Source organism: Clostridium septicum (genome assembly GCF_003606265.1).
GTDB lineage: Bacteria > Bacillota > Clostridia > Clostridiales > Clostridiaceae > Clostridium > Clostridium septicum.
This window is the reverse complement of record NZ_CP023671.1, coordinates 1,156,811-1,177,989: the sequence shown is the minus strand read 5'-3', so window position 1 is coordinate 1,177,989 and position 21,179 is coordinate 1,156,811. Positions and strand designations below refer to the sequence as shown.

The 21,179-nt window shown below is 28.7% G+C and carries 17 protein-coding genes; 13 read left to right on the top strand and 4 right to left on the bottom strand.

Annotated features, from left to right (window positions below):
- Positions 1 to 20 precede the first annotated feature (20 nt).
- Positions 21 to 1,058 (bottom strand): sensor histidine kinase, encoded by a 1,038-nt coding sequence (locus CP523_RS05175; protein WP_120141046.1) that lies wholly within the window; start codon positions 1,056 to 1,058, stop codon positions 21 to 23.
- A gap of 8 nt (positions 1,059 to 1,066) precedes the next feature.
- Positions 1,067 to 1,753, bottom strand: coding sequence for a response regulator transcription factor (locus CP523_RS05170; protein ID WP_066676217.1), 687 nt, complete (start codon positions 1,751 to 1,753; stop codon positions 1,067 to 1,069).
- Positions 1,754 to 2,207: 454 nt separating this feature from the next.
- On the opposite strand from CP523_RS05170, the gene CP523_RS05160 reads away from it, so the two are divergent.
- The 3 genes from CP523_RS05160 (at position 2,208) to CP523_RS05150 (ending at position 11,242) form a co-directional block, all read left to right on the top strand.
- Positions 2,208 to 3,755 (top strand): acyl CoA:acetate/3-ketoacid CoA transferase, encoded by a 1,548-nt coding sequence (locus CP523_RS05160; RefSeq protein ID WP_066676215.1) that lies wholly within the window; start codon positions 2,208 to 2,210, stop codon positions 3,753 to 3,755.
- A 98-nt stretch (positions 3,756 to 3,853) separates the two neighbouring features.
- A complete protein-coding gene (locus CP523_RS05155) occupies positions 3,854 to 5,029 on the top strand; it encodes an L-lactate MFS transporter (RefSeq protein WP_162925949.1) in 1,176 nt (391 codons plus the stop codon).
- 549 nt (positions 5,030 to 5,578) lie between these two features.
- Positions 5,579 to 11,242 (top strand): beta-N-acetylglucosaminidase domain-containing protein, encoded by a 5,664-nt coding sequence (locus CP523_RS05150; protein ID WP_120140606.1) that lies wholly within the window; start codon positions 5,579 to 5,581, stop codon positions 11,240 to 11,242.
- Between the two features lie 350 nt (positions 11,243 to 11,592).
- Here CP523_RS05150 and CP523_RS05145 read toward each other — a convergent pair whose 3' ends face one another.
- Both CP523_RS05145 and CP523_RS05140 read right to left on the bottom strand, forming a co-directional pair.
- Positions 11,593 to 12,426 (bottom strand): Cof-type HAD-IIB family hydrolase, encoded by an 834-nt coding sequence (locus CP523_RS05145; protein ID WP_066676212.1) that lies wholly within the window; start codon positions 12,424 to 12,426, stop codon positions 11,593 to 11,595.
- Positions 12,427 to 12,567: 141 nt separating this feature from the next.
- Positions 12,568 to 13,152, bottom strand: a complete 585-nt coding sequence (locus tag CP523_RS05140; protein ID WP_066676205.1) for a sigma-70 family RNA polymerase sigma factor — start codon at positions 13,150 to 13,152, stop codon at positions 12,568 to 12,570.
- Positions 13,153 to 13,328: 176 nt separating this feature from the next.
- On the opposite strand from CP523_RS05140, the gene CP523_RS05135 reads away from it, so the two are divergent.
- The 10 genes from CP523_RS05135 to CP523_RS05090 all read left to right on the top strand — a co-directional run bounded on the left by CP523_RS05135 (position 13,329) and on the right by CP523_RS05090 (position 21,178).
- Positions 13,329 to 13,535 (top strand): DUF1659 domain-containing protein, encoded by a 207-nt coding sequence (locus tag CP523_RS05135; RefSeq protein ID WP_066676204.1) that lies wholly within the window; start codon positions 13,329 to 13,331, stop codon positions 13,533 to 13,535.
- Positions 13,536 to 13,556: 21 nt separating this feature from the next.
- Entirely contained in the window at positions 13,557 to 13,775 is a 219-nt protein-coding gene (locus CP523_RS05130) for a DUF2922 domain-containing protein (protein ID WP_066676203.1), read from the top strand.
- Between the two features lie 360 nt (positions 13,776 to 14,135).
- Positions 14,136 to 14,675: a sigma-70 family RNA polymerase sigma factor gene (locus CP523_RS05125; protein ID WP_066676201.1), complete on the top strand. Its 540-nt coding sequence runs from the start codon at positions 14,136 to 14,138 to the stop codon at positions 14,673 to 14,675.
- Positions 14,676 to 15,074: 399 nt separating this feature from the next.
- Positions 15,075 to 15,752 carry a YveK family protein gene (locus CP523_RS05120; protein ID WP_066676200.1) on the top strand — a complete coding sequence of 226 codons (678 nt, stop codon included), beginning with the start codon at positions 15,075 to 15,077 and terminating at the stop codon, positions 15,750 to 15,752.
- 12 nt (positions 15,753 to 15,764) lie between these two features.
- Positions 15,765 to 16,415 carry a CpsD/CapB family tyrosine-protein kinase gene (locus CP523_RS05115; protein WP_066676199.1) on the top strand — a complete coding sequence of 217 codons (651 nt, stop codon included), beginning with the start codon at positions 15,765 to 15,767 and terminating at the stop codon, positions 16,413 to 16,415.
- Positions 16,416 to 17,189, top strand: coding sequence for a tyrosine-protein phosphatase (locus tag CP523_RS05110; RefSeq protein ID WP_066676198.1), 774 nt, complete (start codon positions 16,416 to 16,418; stop codon positions 17,187 to 17,189).
- Positions 17,190 to 17,287: 98 nt separating this feature from the next.
- The gene (locus CP523_RS05105) at positions 17,288 to 17,950 is read left to right on the top strand and encodes a sugar transferase (RefSeq protein WP_066676197.1); all 663 of its coding nucleotides are present in this window, start codon (positions 17,288 to 17,290) and stop codon (positions 17,948 to 17,950) included.
- A 27-nt stretch (positions 17,951 to 17,977) separates the two neighbouring features.
- Entirely contained in the window at positions 17,978 to 19,138 is a 1,161-nt protein-coding gene (gene wecB / locus CP523_RS05100) for a non-hydrolyzing UDP-N-acetylglucosamine 2-epimerase (protein ID WP_083089466.1), read from the top strand.
- A gap of 29 nt (positions 19,139 to 19,167) precedes the next feature.
- The gene (locus CP523_RS05095; RefSeq protein WP_066676193.1) at positions 19,168 to 20,397 is read left to right on the top strand and encodes a nucleotide sugar dehydrogenase; all 1,230 of its coding nucleotides are present in this window, start codon (positions 19,168 to 19,170) and stop codon (positions 20,395 to 20,397) included.
- Positions 20,398 to 20,452: 55 nt separating this feature from the next.
- Positions 20,453 to 21,178 carry a WecB/TagA/CpsF family glycosyltransferase gene (locus CP523_RS05090; protein WP_227909572.1) on the top strand — a complete coding sequence of 242 codons (726 nt, stop codon included), beginning with the start codon at positions 20,453 to 20,455 and terminating at the stop codon, positions 21,176 to 21,178.
- The last annotated feature ends 1 nt before the right edge of the window (position 21,179 follow it).

Below are 21,179 nucleotides of genomic sequence, written 5' to 3'. Positions count from 1 at the left end.
ACTGCAAGATGACATATATCCTACAATTTTGTAGGAATTAAAAAGTTCATTGTAAAAACTGTACCAATGCCTAATTCGCTGTTAACCTCAATTGTTCCCCTGTGTGCTTCAACAATAGCCTTTGTAAGTGAAAGCCCAAGTCCGATGCCTTGAGTATCTTTTGAAAAGCGACTACGATAAAATCTTTTAAAAATATGATGTAAATCCTCTGGATAGATACCATAGCCATTATCTTTTATGGTAATTTGAATAATAGACGCAAACTGTTTCCATTCAATAGAAATAGTATTACCTTTCTCTGTATGGTCAAAGGCATTTTTTACAATATTACTGATTGCTTCAATCATCCAGTTACGGTCGCATAATAAAGTGTGGGTATCATTACCGGAAAGATATAGTTTCTTTTCTTCTTGCTCTGCACGATATAAAAAGTGCCTTTCGATACTGCTCATCATTTCAGATACATTTTCTATGTTTTTTTCTATCAAGATTGTTCCTGCATCAAGTTTTGTGATTTTTAAGAGGTTTTGTACAAGAGTTTCTATTCTGTCAAGCTCTTGCTCTGAAAGATTATTAAATTCCTTGATTGTTGGTAAGTCTTTTGATTCTTCCTGAATAATTCCGTTATATATATTGAGGGCAGCAAGTGGGGTTTTTAGTTGATGGGAAATATCAGATATGGTATCTTTCAAAAACTTTTTTGCTTTTTTCTCATTTTCAGCGTGGGCGTTTAAAATGGAAACTAAAGAATTTACTTCATGGAATAGCCTATATAGCTGCCCCTCATCATTACATTCAATTCGTGCATTTTCATTTCCTGAAATATATTCTTTAATTTGTGTTACGGCATTTTCCATAATTTTATTTTGTTCCTTAAAATACTGATACACAACTGCTAATATGAGAATACCCATGGATAAGGAAGATACAAGTACATATAATGCTGTATTTTTTACATTCAAACTTATAAAGACAACAGAGAGTAGCCCAAAGGCTATGATAAATAGTAGGATCCAACAAAAGAGTAATTTGATTTTTTTATTTACTAGTATTTTCATAGCACACCTCAATTTATAGTATTCCATTTGTACCCCATACGACGAACTGTTACTATTTTTTGTGGTTGACCGGGGTTATCTTCAATTTTTGTGCGAAGTCTACGGATATATACAGTAAGGGTATTGCTATCTATATATTTTTCATCACAATCCCAAAGTTTGCTTAAAATCTGTTCCGGTGAAAGAACAATATCCGGGTTTTCTATAAAAAGGCATAACAATTTATATTCGCTGGCAGTTAAGTAAATTTGTATTCCATTATTATAGACTTCTCTTTTTAATAGTTGTACTTTTATACCATTAGAGTTTAATTCTGTATCTGCTTCATTAAAATTATCGCTTCTGCGAAGCAGAGCATTAATCCTTGACAGAAACACCGCCAGTTTGAAAGGCTTTGTTATGTAATCATCGCCACCTATATCAAGCCCCATGATAATGTCCGTTTCTTCATCAGCCGCAGTAAGAAATATAATTGGCACTTTTGATGTTTTACGAATGTATTTACATAAATCATAACCGCTGCCATCAGGAAGTGATACGTCTAAAATAACTAAATCATATTTCCTGTCCATCCATAATTTTTTCGCTTCAAGGCTTGTACGTGCAATATCTATTTCGTATCCTTGCTTTTTAATAGCAAAAGATAAACCATTTATTAAACTTAAGTCATCTTCAACAAAGAAAATACGTTTCATTTATTTTCACCCTCTTTTATTTTTCTACCAGTATGCCGTCAGTCAACAGGCTTTAGAATCATTTGGTATCAACCACATTCCACTAAACTTTGCCATGACGGGTATGTAGTTTTCCACCCGTAGTTTCTTTACTCGTCTTTTAGAAATGCCCCATTTCTTCAGCCATTATGGGGAAGATATAAACTATAAAATTTTTTTCTTACGGCTTTTCAATTTTCTCCAATATACAATTATATGCGGTTAGCTGAATAAATACAATAAATGGAATAGGAATTTATTATATTTATAATTGCTCTTATTACTATCTATAAATTCTATTACTTAATCTAATTTTTGTTGCAAATATGGTTATAGCTTTTTTATATTTCATTGTTTTATTAGATTATTTTTTATTTAAATTTTGGCATGGTAATTGCTTGTAATATATTACATAAAAGGTTAAGGAGGTAATTTTATGTATAAAGTAAAAACACTTAAAGAGGCTATAAATATGATTAAAGATAATTCTACAGTAGCAGTTGGTGGATTCATAGGTGCAGGTCATGCAGAAGAAGTAACATTAGGAATAGAGAAAGAATACTTGGAAAATGGTCATCCAAGAAATTTAACTCTTGTTTATGCAGCAGGTCAAGGGGATTCTAAGGAAAGAGGATTAAATCACTTTGGATATGAAGGTCTTGTAAAAAGGGTTATAGGAGGACATTGGGGGTTAGCACCTAAGCTACAGAAACTAGCTATTGAAAATAAAATAGAGGCATATAATTTGCCACAAGGAACAATAACTCATTTATTAAGAGATATAGCGGCAAAGAAAATAGGTACTTTAACTCATGTTGGATTAAAAACATTTGTAGATCCTAGAATTGAAGGAGGAAAACTAAATAGTAAGACTACTGAAGATATAGTTAAATTAGTTGAAATAGATGGATGTGAGAGACTTTTATATAAAGCTTTTCCAATAGATGTTGCAATAATTAAAGCAACTTTTGCTGATGAAAGAGGGAATTTATCTTTACAAAAAGAGGTAGCTACATTAGAAGGATTATCTATGGCTCAAGCAGCTAAAAATTCTGGAGGAATAGTTATTGCTCAAGTTGAAAAGGTTGTCAAATCAGGAACATTAAAACCTAAGGAGGTTAAAATACCAGGAATATATGTTGATGCTGTTGTAGTATCTAATGGAGAAAATAATATGCAAACTTTTGGAGAAAAATATAATCCTGCTTTTAGTGGGGAAGTTTTCATTTCATTAGATGGAGAAAATAAAATGTCATTAGATGAAAGAAAAATAATATCAAGAAGAGCAGCTATGGAAATAACACCATCATCAATAGTTAACTTAGGCATAGGAGTACCAGAGGGAGTTGCAGTAGTAGCAAATGAAGAGAAAATAGGGGATACTATGGTACTAACAGTTGAATCAGGACCAATAGGAGGAACACCAGCTAGTGGTTTGAATTTTGGTGCTTCAAGTAATGCTGAATGTATAATAGATCAAGCTTATCAGTTTGATTTTTATGATGGAGGAGGATTAGATATAGCATTTTTAGGACTTGCTCAATGTGATAAGAAAGGAAATATAAATGTAAGTAAATTTGGCCCTAAAATAGCTGGATGTGGAGGATTTATAAATATAACTCAAAATGCTAAAAAAGTAGTTTATTGCGGAACATTTACTGCTAGTGGATTAAAAATAAAGATTGAAAATAATGCTTTAGTAATTGAAAAAGAAGGTAAGATAAAGAAATTCATAGATAAAGTTGAGCAAATTACATTTAGTGGTGAATATGCAAGTGATTTAGGAGAAAAAGTACTTTATGTAACAGAAAGAGCTGTTTTTGAACTTGGAAAGAGAGGACTAGTTCTTACTGAAATTGCTCCAGGTGTAGATTTGAAGAAAGATATAATAGATCAAATGGAATTTAAGCCTATAATATCTAATAATTTAAAACTTATGGATAAAAGAATTTTTAATGAAGAGCCTATGAATTTAAATATATAAATAAAATATAAACTGGAATTTCTAACATTTTAAATAGTAAAAAAGCTAAGGCATGTATTTAGTCTAGTAAAATATTATTAAGTTAAGGAGAAATGTTTATGAAAAATAAAAATGGGCTTATAGTCTTAATTGCTTCATTAGCAATCCAATTAGTAATGGGAACTATATTTATGTGGAGTTTATTTAATATACCTTTTGTTGAAAAGTTTGGTTGGGAAAAGGGGGCAGTTGTATTTACATTTTCAATAATGATATTTTTCTTTACATTTTCAGCTATATTTGGAGGTAGGTTACAAGATAAATATGGACCAAGGAAAATAGCAACTCTTGGAAGTATTTTATTTGGTGCTGGAGTAATTCTTTCAAGTACTGCAACAACAGTGTGGCAATTATATATTTACTATGGAGTTGTAGCTGGGATAGGAGCTGGTTTTGTATATGTTTGTCCAGTAGCTACCTGTGTTAAGTGGTTTCCAAATAAAAGAGGTTTAGTTACAGGTCTTGCTGTAAGTGCTTTTGGAGTTTCAGCACTTGTATTTAAGCCTATTGCTATTCATTTTATTAATGTTGCAAGTGTTCCAGGAGCATTTTTATACTTAGGAGCTATATATACTTTACTATCAGTTGTATCAGCTCAATTTCTTTTTTTACCTGAAAAAAATAATTCTAGTAGTGAGAAAAAGAATAACATTCAGGAAGATAGTAATAATGTAGAACTTAAAGATATGCTTAAAGAGGTAAAATTCTACGTTTTAGCTATGATGTATCTCTTTGGAGGAACAGCCTGTTTAACAGTTATTGGACTAGCTAGAGATATTGGTGTTGATTTAGCTAATATAACACCAGAAGCAGCAACAAATGCAGTAGCTGTAATATCATTATTTAATGCAGGAGGTAGACTTTTATGGGGGGCTGTTTCAGATAAACTTGGTATAGAGAAATCAGTAGGGGTAATATATCTTATAATGACTTTGTCTATGGCTTATACTGCTTTTGGTGATTTACAAGGAAATAAATATTTTATAGTTCTAGCCTTTATGGCAATAAGTTATGGTGGTATGCTAACTATATTTCCAACAATAATAGCTGATTATTATGGAACTAAAAATTTTGGAGTTAATTATGGAATAATCTTTGCAGTTTATGGATTAGGTGCTGTAATTGGACCTATGACAGCAACTGCTATTGGATTAAATTTAACATTTGTAATTTCAACTATATTATGTTTTATAGCTGTTATAGGAGCAACTTATATATTTATGAAAAGTATGTAACTAATTATGGCTAAGTTAAATTGCTCATAAATGTAAGAGAAGTTTATCTAACTTATATAATTAGTTTATTAAAAAGAGTCTATATAAAATAACTTGTTTCTGAAAGGTTAATTTATTCGTTAGAAAATCAGGATAAAATGCTTAATTAAAATAATAAAGCTAGTAGAAATTTTAAGTTCTACTAGCTATTTTTTTTGTATTATAATTTAACCTTATTTAAATTAATAAATGTAGTGTGTGAAAATAGGTTATTTATAGATTGTTTTTAATTAGTTATATAAACTGTTATAGAATATATTATGCTGAAAATTATCGAAAAATAACCATATAATGATTTATATGGTTATTGTGTAAAAAAATTACTAATGTTACAATAGTAGAAGATATGACTTATAATTGTTAATACATTATAAAATATTATATTAAATAATTAATTTAATAAAAAGGAGGGGAAAAGAGAAGGAAACAAATAAATTCAAAAAGTAATTCCACAAAAGATAACAATATTTAAGATATGTTTAAATTAAAGTTATACAAAGGGGGATATTTATGGGAAGAAGAATAAAAAGATTTATTTCTCTTATGGTTGTAGGGGCTATGACATTTGGCACTATATCAGGTTCAGTAGATGTTTCAGCTATAACCGGAGAAAAAGAAAATAAATCAGTAGAGTATGAAATCTATCCTAATCCACATGAAGTTAATTATTCTGGTGGAGAATTTGAAGTTGGTACTGATGTAAATGTTGTTTATGAAAATGGAATAGATGTTTATACTAAAAATCGAGTTGAACAAATATTAAATAGTAAAAACATTAACTTATCAATTTCAAATAAAATAGTAGAGGGAAAAACTAATATTTTAATTGGAATTAATGGATCAGGAGAAGGGGTAGACACTTACTTTAATGAAAACGTATCGCATCAAGAAAACTTCTTTGAAAAGTTAGATTCAAATATAGTTTATGTTAAAAATGGAGTTATTGGAGTATTAGGAAATAATACAGATAGTACATTTTACGGCGTAACTTCATTAAAACATGTATTTAATCAATTAGAAAATGGTATGATTAAAAACTTTAGAATTAATGACTATGCAGATGTAAAGTATCGTGGATTTATAGAAGGATATTATGGAAATCCTTGGTCTAACGAAGATAGAGCTGAGCTTATGAAATATGGTGGAGAATATAAAATGAATCAATATATATTTGCACCAAAAGATGACCCTTATCATAACAGTAAGTGGAGAGAGCTTTATCCAGCAGATGCTTTAGAAGGCGTAAAAAAATTAGCTCAAGTTGGTAATGAAACTAAAAACAGATATGTATATGCATTACATCCATTTATGCATAATGCAATTAGATTTAACACAGAAGAAAATTACCAAGCAGACTTACAAATAATTAAAAATAAGTTTTCTCAATTATTAGGGGCTGGAGTTAGACAATTTGGAATATTGGCAGATGATGCAGGGGTTCCAGCACAAGGTGCACAAACTTATGTTAAATTATTAAATGATTTAACACTTTGGTTAGAAGAGCAAAAGGAAACTTACACAGATTTAAAGACAGATTTAATATTCTGTCCAAATGACTACATGGGTAATGGTGGTTCAGCGCAATTAAAAGAAATAAATAAAGCTGGAGATAATGTTAGCATAGTAGTTACTGGAGGTAGAATTTGGGGAGAAGTAGATCAAAACTTTGCAACTAACTTTAAAAATAATATTGCTTCTGAAGGACATGAAGGTAGAGCTCCTTATATGTGGATTAACTGGCCATGTTCTGATAATTCAAAGCAACATTTAATAATGGGAGGTAATGATACATTCTTACACCCAGGAGTAACTCCAGGTTCAGTGCAAGGTATAGTTTTAAACCCAATGCAACAAGCTGAAGCTAATAAATCAGCGTTATTTGCAAATGCAGATTATGCATGGAATATTTGGGAAACTAAAGCAGAAGCAGATAAAAACTGGGAAGCTTCATTTAAATACATGGATCATGGAACAGCTGAAGATACAGATTCATCAAAGGCTTTAAGAGAAATAAGTAAGCATATGATAAATCAAAATATGGATGGCCGTGTTACTGCATTACAAGAATCAGTAGAATTAGCTCCAAAGCTAACTGCTTATAAGCAAAAGTTTGAAAGTGAAACAAATACTAAAGCAGATGCTGAAGAATTAATTGCTGAATTTACTAAGTTAAAAGAGGCCGCATCATATTACAAAGAAAATCCAGGAAATTCCAGAACAAGAGATCAAATTATATATTGGTTAAATTGTTGGGAAGATACAATGAATGCAGCAATTGGATATTTAAGAGCTACTATGGCTATTGAAGATGGAAATAATGATGAAATATGGACAGAATACTCAAATGCAAAAGCAGCACTTGAACAATCAAAGACATATACTTTCTGGTATGTAGATCATTATGAAAGGGCTGAAGTTGGTGTTCAACACATTGTGCCATTTATAAACTTTATGGAACAAAACGTTGGAAATATTGTTTCATCAATAATAGATCCTAATAAGGTTATAGCAACTTATATAACTAATCGTACAGATAAACCTTCAGGAGATATTAAAAATGTATTAGATGGAAATACTGCAACTGAAATAGTATATAAAACGCCAAATACTATTAGTGAAGGAACTTATGTTGGAGTAAAATACAGTAATCCAATTCAATTGAAAAATGTTCAATTCTTAATGGGGGCTGCAGCAAATCCAAATGATACAATGTCAGAGGCTAAGATACAATATACAGAGGACGGAAAAGTTTGGACAGATTTAAATGAAGAAGTTTATACAAATCCTAAAGATGTTAAGGTTGAAGGGTTAGACTTAACGGTAAAAGGTATTAGAATAATTGCAACAAGAAATAAAGGAAATACATGGCTTGGAGTTAAAGATATTGTTGTAAATAAGGAAGAAGGTAATGGCGGAACAAATGAAAGTCCATTAACTCATACTTTAATTAGAACAGCAGGATGGTCCATATACGGTGGTGGAAATGAAAGTGCATTATTCGATAATAATGATAGCACAAGTGTATGGTATAAAACTCATGCAGAAGATTTAACTCATGTAGGAGATTATATAGGAGTAGACTTAGGTGAAATTGTAGAAGTAGGTAATGTTCATTTTGTAGTTGGAGCAGGTGATTCAGATAAGTGGACTGAATATAAATTAGAGTATTCAACAGACAATAGCACTTGGACAACTTTTAAAGAATATAATTCAACAGCTGGTAAAGATATCATTAATGAAAACTTACATGGAGCACAAGCTAGATATGTAAGACTTACTAATATGAGAGAATTAAATAAGTGGGTTAAATTCTCAGAAATAAGAATTGAAAGAGTTAGAAATGAAGAGATTGGAGACACTAAAAACATTTATACTAATGTTGATTCAGGGATAAAATCAACTTCAACAGATTCATTAACTAAATTAATTCCACAAAATAATATTACACTTAATGCTGGCGAATATATAGGAGTTAAGCTAAATCGTATTAAAAATATAAGCAGAGTTACAGCTAATATTTCAAATATGGATGGATTAAGATTAGAAAGTTCTATGAATGAAATCGAATGGAATGCAGTAGATACTTCAAATTTAAAGGATGCTCGTTATATTAGATTAATTGCAGATAAGACTGTAACATTTAATGTATCAGCATTTGAAGTAGAATCAAATGAAGTATATCCACCATCTTTATTAAGTTCTTATGTAGAACCTCATAATGGGGAAAATCCAAAGTTAGCCTTTGATGGAAACTTTAATACATCAGTTAAGTTTGGGGGACCTCCTAGAACAGATAGTACTATAGTGTATGATTTAGGACAAACTAGGAATATCAATAATATTAAATATGCAGTATTAGATACTGAAGTAGATCATATTCGTGATGCTAAAATTCAAGTATCATTAAATGGAGAAGAATGGACAGATGCTATAGTTATTGGAGATGGAGTTGAAAATACAAATAATTTTGATGCAAAACCAGGCGAAAATGGATATAAGCATGGTAGTGTATCAAATGGAATAATTCCAATATCACATAGTTATGTAGAAGGTGAAAACTTAGATTTACAAGCTAGATATTTAAGAGTATTATTTACAGCAGCAAATTCAGGACGTTGGTCTGTAATAAACGAAATACTAATAAATAATGGTGAATATGTAAGAACTGAAAATAATCCAACTTATACTTCAAATCCTATTGAATTAAAAGGATTTGAACCAGGAAAAGTATCAGATGGAAACTTAGCTACTGCATATAAGCCAAATACAAATAATGGAGCTATAACAAGTGGAAGTTTCACATATCGTTTATCAGAAAAGACAGATATTAAGAAGATTAATATTGTTCAAAGTGGAAGTTCTATTTCAAATGCTAAGGTAATGGTTAGAACAGGCTATAATGAAGCAGGTGAACCAGTATGGAATGAGCTTGGAACATTAGATAAGAGCTTAACAGAATTATTAAATCCTAAGTTTGAAAATATATTTGAAATAAGAATAGATTGGGAAGGAGTAGCTCCAACTATTTATGAAATAATTACAATAAATAATTATGAGTTACCAAATTCTGATGAATTAAAGTCTAAGTTTGATGAGCTATCTCTTCTTAATGGAGATAACTATACAGCTGAAAGCTTTAAAGTATTAGAAGATGCATTAAAGATAGCTGAAGTAGTATTAAACAATAATAATGCATTACAAAGTGAAATAGATGAAGCTTTAGCAGGTCTTATAGCTGCAGAAGAAGGCTTAGTATTAAATATTGTTGATGGTAGTGGGTTGCAAGAACTTGTTGATTCATGCAATTTTGTAGAAGATAGATATACAGTATCTTCTTGGGTTGTTTATAGTGAAGCGTTAAACTCAGCAAAAGAGATTTTAGCTGATTTACAAAATACTACTCAAGCAGCAGTTGATGAAGCTAAGGTTAACTTAGAAAAATCAATTGAAGGCTTAAAGGAAAGAGCAACATTTACACTAGGTTTAGAAATTGCTGTAGATGAAGCAAATAAAATTACAGATGAAGAAATAGATAAATTAATTCCTGTAGTAAAAGACTTATTCTTAAAGGAAAGAGCAAAATCTATAGAAGTTCTAGAAAGAGCTAAGAATAAGGATGCTACTCAAGAAGAGGTAAATGATGCTTTTGATAGCTTAAGTAAAGCAATGCAATATTTATCTTTCTATAAGGGAGATAAAACTAGCTTAATAGCATTAGTAGACAGAATTAGCAAGTTAGATAGCAAAGAATATATTAAATCTACATGGGATAAATTGGTGATAGAATTAGAAAAGGCTAATGTAGTTATAGCAGATGAAAATGCATTAGAATATGAAGTTGCTGAAGCTTATGAAGATTTAATGAAGGCATTCTTAGATTTAAGATTAAAGCCAAGTAAGGAAAAATTAGAAGATTTAATAAATAAAACTGAATCATTAGAGAAATCAAATTACACAGAATCAACTTGGCGTGTTGTAGATGAAAAACTACAATTAGCTAAGAAGGTAATGGATAATGAAGATGCTATAAAGGAAGAAATTTTAGAGGCATATAAAGAATTGGAAATAGCAGTAAATAATTTAGTAGATATTCAAGAGTTAAAGAAGGCTATAGAAGAAGGCGAAAAAATTAACTTAGATGGATACACTAAAGACTCTGCAAATGCTTTACTTTCAGCTATGGAAGCAGGAAAGAAAGTTTTAGAAAATTCAAGTGCAACAAAGGAAGAAATTCAAGCTGCAATAAAAGCTATTAATGATGCTAATAAAGCTTTAGTTAAAAAAGCTGATTTAACTTCATTAAAAGAAATTATTGAAAAGGCTAAAGAAGTAATAAATGGAGAAGATAAGTATACATCTGAATCATTAAATGCTCTTAAGGAAGCTTTAGAAAATGCAGAAAAACTTATAGAAAATGAAAATGTTACAGATGAAGATGTACAGAAGGCTATAGATAATATAATTAAAGCTATAGAAGCTTTAAAAGAAAAAGAACAAGGAAGCACAGGACAACCTGGAAATGGAGAAGGACAAGGAAGTTCTAGTGGTGGAAAACCATCAGGTAATTCAAGTGGAAACTTACCTAATGCAGGTGGAACTCCAGCAGTTGCAGTAGCATTAATGGGATTATTAGCTATAGGTGCTGGAAGCTGTTTAAGAAAAAAGAATAAATAAGATTTAAAAGGAGTTGTCTCAAAACAACTCCTTTTTTATATAAAGTAGAAAATAATATATATAAGCTATTATAATTATTTTTATTGCAATATAACCATTGTTTTTCTTCTTTTTAGTTTATTTAATATAGATATATTAGCAATAAGACTTATTACATATATTAAACTCATAAACCATCTTTCAAATGAAGTACCTATTAGTAGTTGGTTAAAGATAGAAATAAAAGTAAGGGGAATTGCTAAGTCAAAAGAAAATATAAAAAATATAGTAATATTTTTAGTCCATTTTATTTTAATGAATTAAGACCAGCCTTTTTTAGAGTTAGTTTATCTAGCATAGTTATATCCTTTCTAAAGAACGAATTTTTCAATTACTTTAGCAACACCACTATTTAGATTAGTATCAGTTATAAAATCAGCTTCTTCTTTTACAATATCAAGTCCATTGCCCATTGCAACTCCAAGACCTGCATATCTTAGCATAGACAAATCATTTTCAGAATCACCAATGCAAATCACATTTTCAGGAGATAAACCAAAGTTTTCAGCTAATTTTTTTACTGCATTTCCTTTTGAAGATGTTCCAAGCATTACTTCGAAATTTTTTGGGCTTGAACTAACTATATGTAGTTCATCTTTAAATTTTTCCTTTAACTCTTCTTTAGCTTTAAAAAGAGCATCTATATTTTCTTCTTCAATAGTAATAGCTTTTAAAATTTGTCCGTTAAAATCATCTATATATTTAGTTAAATCTTCAGATATGATAAACTTTATTTTTTGATCATCAGGTAAATTTTTATTCATAATAGCATAAGCATGATCTTTAGGGACTTCTGTTTCTCTTAAAACTGTATCAGAAGTATTTAAATTAACATGAAGTCCATATTTTCTAATTATAGAATAAACCTCATGCAATATTTTTGCAGGAAGTGGGTTTTCAAAAATAGGTTTGTCAGAATTTTTTTCACGAACATAAGCTCCATTAGACGCTATAACAGGTGCATCCACTCCAATTAAATCAGAGTAATACTTAGCAGAACAAAAAATTCTTCCAGTAGTAATTGCAACTTTAACCCCTTTTTCAGTAGCGGCTTTAAGTGCTAATTTATTTTCATTACTTACTTTATGGTTATCATCAAGTAATGTTCCATCCATATCAATACATATTAATTTATAGTTACTCATATTAAAGTAATCCTCCTTAAACTTTAGTATATTAATTTAAATAATTTAATTGTATATAAATAAATTTATAGAAAATATTGAAAATTTAAAATTAGAAATATTATCTAATTTATATTATAGCAAAAGAATAAATTTTTCATATTAAAAAATTTTTATATTAAAAGATAAGAAGTTTCTTAGTTTATCCAAACTTTGCTTTTTTATACGGGTAGCATAATAATAATCTTTTTTCATTTCCTTGCAATAACTTGTTAAGGTTCTTTTATCCTTTCCTAAATAGATAAATGTTATTAACTCTAATTCTTCTTTATTAAGTTTAGATAAAGCAAGATTTAATTCTAATATATCTGATTTTTCAACAACTTCATTTTCAATATTATTTGCAGCTGGAAGAAAGTCAATAAGGCTTAAATCTTCAGTGGAATTAAAATCTAAACTGCATATTTCATTATATCTAACTTCTTTTCTACAAAGATATCCAAACCCATTTTTTACACTCCAAAATACATAAGAAGAAAAACTATTGATATTTTTATTAATATCAAACATATATATTGCTTTAATTACATTAAGTACACCAAGTTGTATAAGATCTTCAAAAGTATAGCTTTTTAAATAAACTTTTTTAGCTTCCTTTAATACTAATGGATAAAATAAATTTATTATTTCTTCTACTGAAGAAGTATTTCCTTTTTGAGCAGTAGAAAGCAATTCACAAAAACACATAATATATCCTCCTAATTTATTATTTAAATAAAATTTAAAAACCCCTCTACATAATAAATACGCAGTAAAGAGAAGTTTTTTAGAAAAAATAATAAAAAATTTAAATATATTTTTTATTAAAAAAAACCTTAAAAAAATTATTAACTGCATATTTATTAAGTGTAGGAGGTGATAACATGGCAGTTACAAAAAACTTAATAAAGAATACATTAAAAGTTGGTTATGAAATTGGTGACAAAAAAAAGAATCAAAGCTTCAAGAACATTTCATCTGAAGCTAGTGATGAAAACTTAGTTAAGCTAAGTGATGAATTAGACAAAATAATAGAACATTCAATAACTAGCATTAAAAAAGAGCAAGTTTTTGAAATTTTAAAAGGTTAATAAAGAAAGGAGGTAATTTTTATGGCAACAACAGTTGTAATGGGATTTAAAGATCCAGTGGATAGAACAGTTAGATTATCTGTAAGAGATGTAAAATCAGATGTAAATGATACTGAAATTAATGCATTAATGGATAAGATTATAGAAACAAAAACTATAGAAACAGAGGCTGGAGCTTTAGCAAGTAAGGTAAAAGCTGAAATAGTAGTTAGAGAAGTTACTGAAGTTAGTATGTCTTAATTTAAAAAGTGTCTGTAACCTAGAGTTACAGGCATTTTTTTATTCTTTAGGAAATTATATTAACATCCAAATTGCAGATAACTTAATAATGATTTTGAAGCTAAATAAGTTTACCTAAAGAATATAAGGTATGTATTTAGTAGTTTCTTGTTATATAAGATTTATAAAGAGGATATAGTGAAAAAAATCCAAGGTTTAAAAGTGGACTTGCTAATCTTTAAATTTAGTTATATAAATAACTTTCAATATTTAAAAGTAAATAAATTGTAAATGGTAAAAGAATTCATTCCATAAAGAGGGGTAAGTTGTTATAATATATTTAGAACGTTTGTTCTAAATATTAGGGAGGTTGAGAGAAAAATGAGAGAGTTATTAAGAAAAGCCAAACTTGGTGATAAAAGAGCTAAAGAATTAATTATAATTGCTTGCAAGCCCCTTATTATAAAAAGTTATATGTCAATTAATATAAAAAACTTTGAAAAAGAAGATATAGAGCAAATATGTGTAATGGTTGTTTTAAATGTTATAGAAAAGATAGATTTAGAAAAGGAAAGGCTATTTTTTGCATATTTAAAAAGATCTATAAACAATAAGCTTATAGATTTAAAAAAGAGATGTGATAAAAACATAATTTATATTGATAATAAAGAATTATCAGAGAATAGAATGTTAAAAGTGGAAACTCTAGAAGAAGAAGTTTTGAAAAGAGAGGTTATTAACAGATTAAAAAATATAGTTTTAAGTTTTTCAAAGGATGAGAGAATATTATTTGAAATGGTTTATATAAATGGTGAAAAACTTACTAGCTATGCCGATTTTATGGGAATAAACTATTCAGATGCTTATAAAATGAAAGTGAAAATTAGAAAGAGTATAAGCAGTTATTATATGGAAAGATAATTAAAATAATAATAATAATAAAGTAAATGGTCAGAGTAGTTATACTCTGGCTTTTTTTGAATAAAATTATTTGATTTTAGAAAGCAAAAACAAATAATTACTAAAAATATAGGCTGAACAAATAAAGGCACAAAAAGTTGAAAAATATTATAAAATAATAAATTTATATTAAAATCGGCGAAAAAATTAAAAATAATATTAAATTTAATAAAAAACTGTGGAAAATAGTAAAAACAAACGTATATATTAAAATAATTAAATAAAACTTTGAATAATACTATAAAAAATGTTCGAAAAGTGTGGTAGAATTATACGTGGAAGATAAGGTATGTACTGGAATAATTACAAACAATTATCGACAAAAGCAATTATTTATTATAGTTCGGGAGGTTTATTACATTGGAAGAACAAACGATAAGGGTTCAGGATTTATTTGATGCTTTAAAGAAGAGGTGGAGGTTAATTGTAATAATTACTTTGGTATCTGTTATTCTTGCATCAATACTAAGCTTTTTTATAATAAAACCACAATATGAAGCAAGCACTAAGATATTTATAGGGAAAGAAGATACAGAGAGTCAAGGTTATAATCAAAATGATGTACTTATGTACCAAAAACTTATGAAGACATACTCAGAAGCTATAAAAACTAAGGATCTTGTATCAAAAGCATTAGATAAAGGAAATATAAAGTTAGATGAGAGTAAAGTTTTAAAAAATTTAACTGTAGTTCCTGTTGCTGATACACAAATACTTCAAATAAAATTTAGAAGTAAAAATAGAGAAGAGGCAAAAAATGTTATAAAGGTAGTAACAGATCAATTTATAGCTACATCTAAGGAGTTAGTACCAAACGGAAACATAAAGATAATAGAACAAGTTTCTTTACCAGAAAAACCAGTAAGTCCAAATAAAAAGATGAATATAGCAATAGCATTCTTATTAGGCATTATGATAGGAACAGGCTTATGTTTATTGCTTGAATTTATGGATAATACTTTTAAAACTAAAGAGCAACTTGAAAGAGAGTTAGATATACCAGTAATAGGTGTAATACCGAAAGTGGAAAATGAGTAAAGGAGATTCAGTATGTTAATAGTAGAAAAACAGCCTAAATCTATAGCAGCAGAAAACTATAGAACATTAAGAACAAATATACAATATTCTTCTTTTGATAAGGACTTTAGGGTTATAGTAGTAACAAGTTCTGAACCAGGAGAGGGAAAGTCAACTACATCAGGGAATCTTGCGTTATCACTAGCACAAGGCGATAAAAAAGTAATACTAATAGATTGCGATTTAAGAAAGCCCTCTATACATAAAAAGTTTAAAATATCAAATACGGTAGGATTATCAGATGTTTTAATAGGAAAAGAAGACATAATGTCAATAACAAAAAAACGTGGAAATAATTTAAGAATACTAACTTCAGGAAAAATACCACCTAATCCATCAGAAATGTTAGCTTCAAAAGTAATGGGGAAACTTTTAGAAGAATTAAAAGAAAGATTCGATTATATAATCCTGGATACTCCGCCAGTTCAAGCAGTTACAGACTCACAAATACTATCAACAAGAGCTGATGGTACTATACTTGTAGTTAAAGCAGAACAAACAAAAAGGGATTCAGTAAGTAATGCAATAAATCTACTAAAAAAAGTTAATGCCAATATAATAGGAACTGTATTAAATGGAGTAGATAATAAACAAAATCAATACTATTATTACGGTGAAAGTTAAATGATAGATTTACATTCGCATATTATTTATGGAATAGATGATGGATCTAAATCTAAAGAAATGACTTTAAATATGCTAAGAAAAAGTGTGGAAACTGGAACAAGAAAAATAGTTGCAACTCCACATTTCTTTCCAGGTAGATATGAAGTTAAGTCTGGAGACGTAAAAGAGTATGTAAAAGAACTTAATGCTTTAACTAAAGAAAATGGTATAAATATAGAAATATATTCAGGACAAGAAGTTTATTATACTGAAAATATTCTTAAATATTATAATGAGGGGTTAATAGGAACAATAAATAATACAAGGTATATGCTTATAGAATTACCTATGAGAAACTTTTCAAGAACTAATGTAATAAATGATATTTATGAACTTCAGATAAAAGGGATAATTCCAATAATAGCACATCCAGAAAGATACAAACCTTTCATAGAGGAACCAAGACTTATAAATAAACTTATAAGAGAAGGTTTCTTATTTCAATTAAATACGGGAAGTATAACAGGGATGTTTGGAAAGAATGCTAAAAAAACTGCTAATATATTCTTGAAAAATAAGGTATATAGCTTTATAGGATCAGATGCTCATAGAGATGTAAAGAGAAATACTGATATGAGTTTAGGGCTAGAAGCAATAAATAAAATAGACAAGAAGTATCTATCAGAAATCAATAGATGGTCTGAGGATATGTTATTAAATAAAGATGTTGAGTTTGGTGGAAATATTATAGAAAAGAAAAAAAACTTTATTCTAAGATTATTTTCAAGGTAATAGTTTTAAAAATTATATAATTAAATTTTTAAATTTAAAGTAATTATGCAATTTTGTAACATATTTTGCTAAATTTAGAAATTTGGGGGGTGAATAAGATGGAAAAAATAGAAAATGATAATGCTGAGTTAGTAATTCAAGATACTATAGAGAAACGACATTTATATACAATAATTAAGAGAATAATAGATATACTAGCCTCAATAATAGGATTAGTTCTATTAAGTCCATTTTTATTGATAATTGCCATTTTAATAAGATTAGAATCAGAAGGACCAGTGATATTTTCCCAAAAAAGAATAGGGCTAAAGGGAAAAACATTTAACATGTATAAATTTAGGTCAATGGTAGTAAATGCAGAAGAATTAAAAAATAATTTAGAAAAAGAAAATGAAATGTCAGGACCTATGTTTAAAATAAAAAATGACCCTAGAGTTACAAAAGTAGGAAAGTTTATAAGAAAAACAAGCATAGATGAAATTCCACAACTAATTAATGTTTTAAAGGGAGAAATGAGCTTGGTAGGTCCTAGACCTAGTCTTCCAAAAGAAGTAAAAGAATTTGAGCCTTGGATGATGAAAAGACTAGAAGTAAAGCCAGGTCTTACATGCTACTGGCAGGTATCAGGAAGAAATAATATTGGTTTTGAAGATTGGATGAAACTAGATATTAAGTATGTAAAAGAAAGAAGTGTTTTACTAGATATAAAGCTTATTTTAAAAACTGTTACTGTATTATTTGGTGATGAAAATGCATGCTAAAAATTAAATGGTGAGGAAGTGAACGGTGTGAAAAAAATAAAAGTAATGAGCATATTTGGTACAAGACCAGAAGCAATTAAAATGGCACCTTTAGTTAAAGAATTAGATAAAAGTGAAAATATAGATTCTTTAGTATGTGTTACAGCTCAACATAGAGAGATGCTAGACCAAGTTTTAGAACTATTTGATATAAATCCAGACTATGACATGGATATTATGAAAGAAAAACAAACTTTAACTGGAATAACAAATAGAGTTTTACAAGGTTTGGAAGATATTTTTGAAGAGTCAAAGCCAGATATGATTTTAGTTCATGGTGATACAACAACAACTTTTGCAGGAGCCTTAGCAGCATTCTATAAGAAAATAAAAGTTGGACATGTAGAAGCCGGTTTAAGGACTGGAGATAAATATTTTCCGTTTCCAGAGGAGATGAATAGAAAACTTACTGGAGCTATGGCAGATTTACATTTTGCTCCTACTAATGGATCAAAGAAGAATCTTTTAAGAGAAGGTATATCGGAAAGCGATATTATAGTTACAGGAAATACTGTAATAGATGCAATGGAATTTACAGTAGAAGAAAACTATGTATTTGATAATAAAGAGTTAAATAATATAGATTTCAAAAATAAAAAAGTTATTATGGTAACTGCTCATAGAAGAGAAAACTGGGGTGAGGGAATAGAAAATATATGTACTTCACTTAAGAAAATAGTAGAAGAAAATAATGATGTTGAATTAATTTATTTAGTTCACTTAAATCCTGTTGTAAAGGACGTAGTTGAGAAACATTTAAAAGGAATGGATAGAGTACATTTATTATCACCATTAGATACTAAGGAAACTCATAACTTAATGAATAAATGTTTTATGGTAATGACAGATTCAGGTGGCTTGCAAGAAGAAGCACCTCATCTTGGAAAACCAGTTTTAGTACTTAGAGATGTAACGGAAAGACCAGAAGCTGTAGAAGCGGGAACAGTTAAATTAGTAGGGACAGATAAAAATACGATAATTAATGAGGCTAATTTATTAATAAGAGATAGTAAAGCATATGAACTTATGAGTAGATCAGTAAATCCATATGGAGATGGAGAGGCTTCAAGAAGAATAGTACAAGCAATTGAAAAGTATTTTGGAAGAAATAATGAAAATGTAGATGAATTTAATCTAATAAAAAATTAATGGGAATTTAAATAGAGGAGGAGACTAATATGAGCGTATTAAATATTATAGGATTAGGATATATAGGATTACCAACTGCACTAATGTTTGCAGCAAATGGAGTAGAAGTAGTAGGAACTGATTTAAATACAAAATTAGTAGATACTCTAAATAGAGGGGAATTAACATTTGAAGAAGAAGGCTTAGAAAGTGTATTTAGAAAGGCTTTAGATAATGGAATAAAATTTAAAAATGAATATGAAGTAACAAATAGATACATAATAACAGTTCCAACTCCATACATAAAGCAAAGTAAGAAAATAGATGCAACATATGTTATAGCAGCTACAAAGCAAGTTATGGAAGTTTGTGAACCAGGGACTATACTTGTTATAGAATCAACAATTTCTCCAGGAACAATAGATAGATTTGTAAGACCTATAATCGAAGAAAAAGGATTTAAAATAGGGGAAGATATACATTTAGTACATGCTCCAGAAAGAATAATACCAGGAAAAATGGTGTTTGAATTAGAGAATAATTCAAGAACTATTGGAGCAGATAGCAAAAAAGTTGGAGAAGAAGTTAAATCATGGTACGAAAGATTTTGTACTGGTGAAATAGTAGTTACAGATATAAAGACTGCTGAAATGAGTAAAGTTGTAGAAAATACATTTAGAGATATAAATATAGCTTTTGCTAATGAATTAGCTAAAATGTGTGATAGAGAAAATATGAATGTATATGAACTTATAAAAATAGCTAATAAACATCCAAGAGTTAATATACTACAACCAGGTCCAGGGGTTGGAGGACACTGTATATCAGTAGATCCATGGTTTCTAGTTGGAGACTATCCAGACATAGTTAATGTAGTTTTAGGTGCAAGAGAAGTTAATGATGGAATGCCTCAATATGTATTTGATAAAATTCACGAAATAATGAAAGAAAATAACATTAAGGATTATTCAAAGGTTGGATTATATGGAATGACATATAAAGAAAATGTTGATGACTTAAGAGAAAGCCCAACATTACAATTATTAAGTATCTTTGAAAAATATAATATAGACAATGTTAAAGTATATGATCCATGTGTAAAAGAGAAGAAATTTAAAAATCAAGTTGAAAATATAGACACTTTCTTAAAGGATATAGAATTAGTAGTAGTTTTAGTATCACATGATGAAATAAAAGAAAATCAAAAATTATTAACTAATAAGATTATTTATGATACTAGAAATATAATACAATCTGGAAATAAAGTATATAAAATTTAGATAAAATATTATTTTATATTTTACTTAAAAAGGAATGGTTTTGATGGAGAATAGAGTGAGATTTATCAATACATATGTTAATGCATTGACAATGGATGAAACATTAAATAAGATAGAAAAATATATAATCAATAAAGAATATGTTCAACATGTTGTTATAAATGCATCTAAAATTAATCTTATGCAACAAGATTCTACACTAACTGAAATAATAAATGAATGTCCTTTAATAAATGCAGATGGACAATCTATAGTATGGGCATCAAGAATATTGGGGAATAATGTACCAGAACGAGTTGCCGGAATTGACATTTTTACTGAATTAGTAAAAATATCAGCAGAAAAGGGGTATAAACCTTATTTTTTTGGTGCTAGAGAAGAAGTTGTAACAAAAGTAGTAGATACATTTAAAGAAATGTATCCAGAGTTAAAAGTAGCAGGTTATAGAAATGGATATTTCAATGATGAAGATAGTATAAAAATAGCAGAAGATATAAGAGATTCAGGGGCAGATATACTTTTTGTAGCTTTTAGTTCACCAATGAAAGAGTATTGGATAAAAGAACATATGCCAATAATGAAGGTTCCTTTTGCCATGGGGGTAGGAGGAAGTTTTGATGTTGTTGCAGGAAAAACTGCAAGAGCTCCAAAATGGATGCAAAAATCTGGATTAGAATGGTTTTATAGATTCGTTCAAGAACCAAGAAGAATGTGGAAAAGATATATAATAGGAAATTTTAAATTTATTAAATTAGTATTAGCAAGTAAAAAGGCGGTTTAAG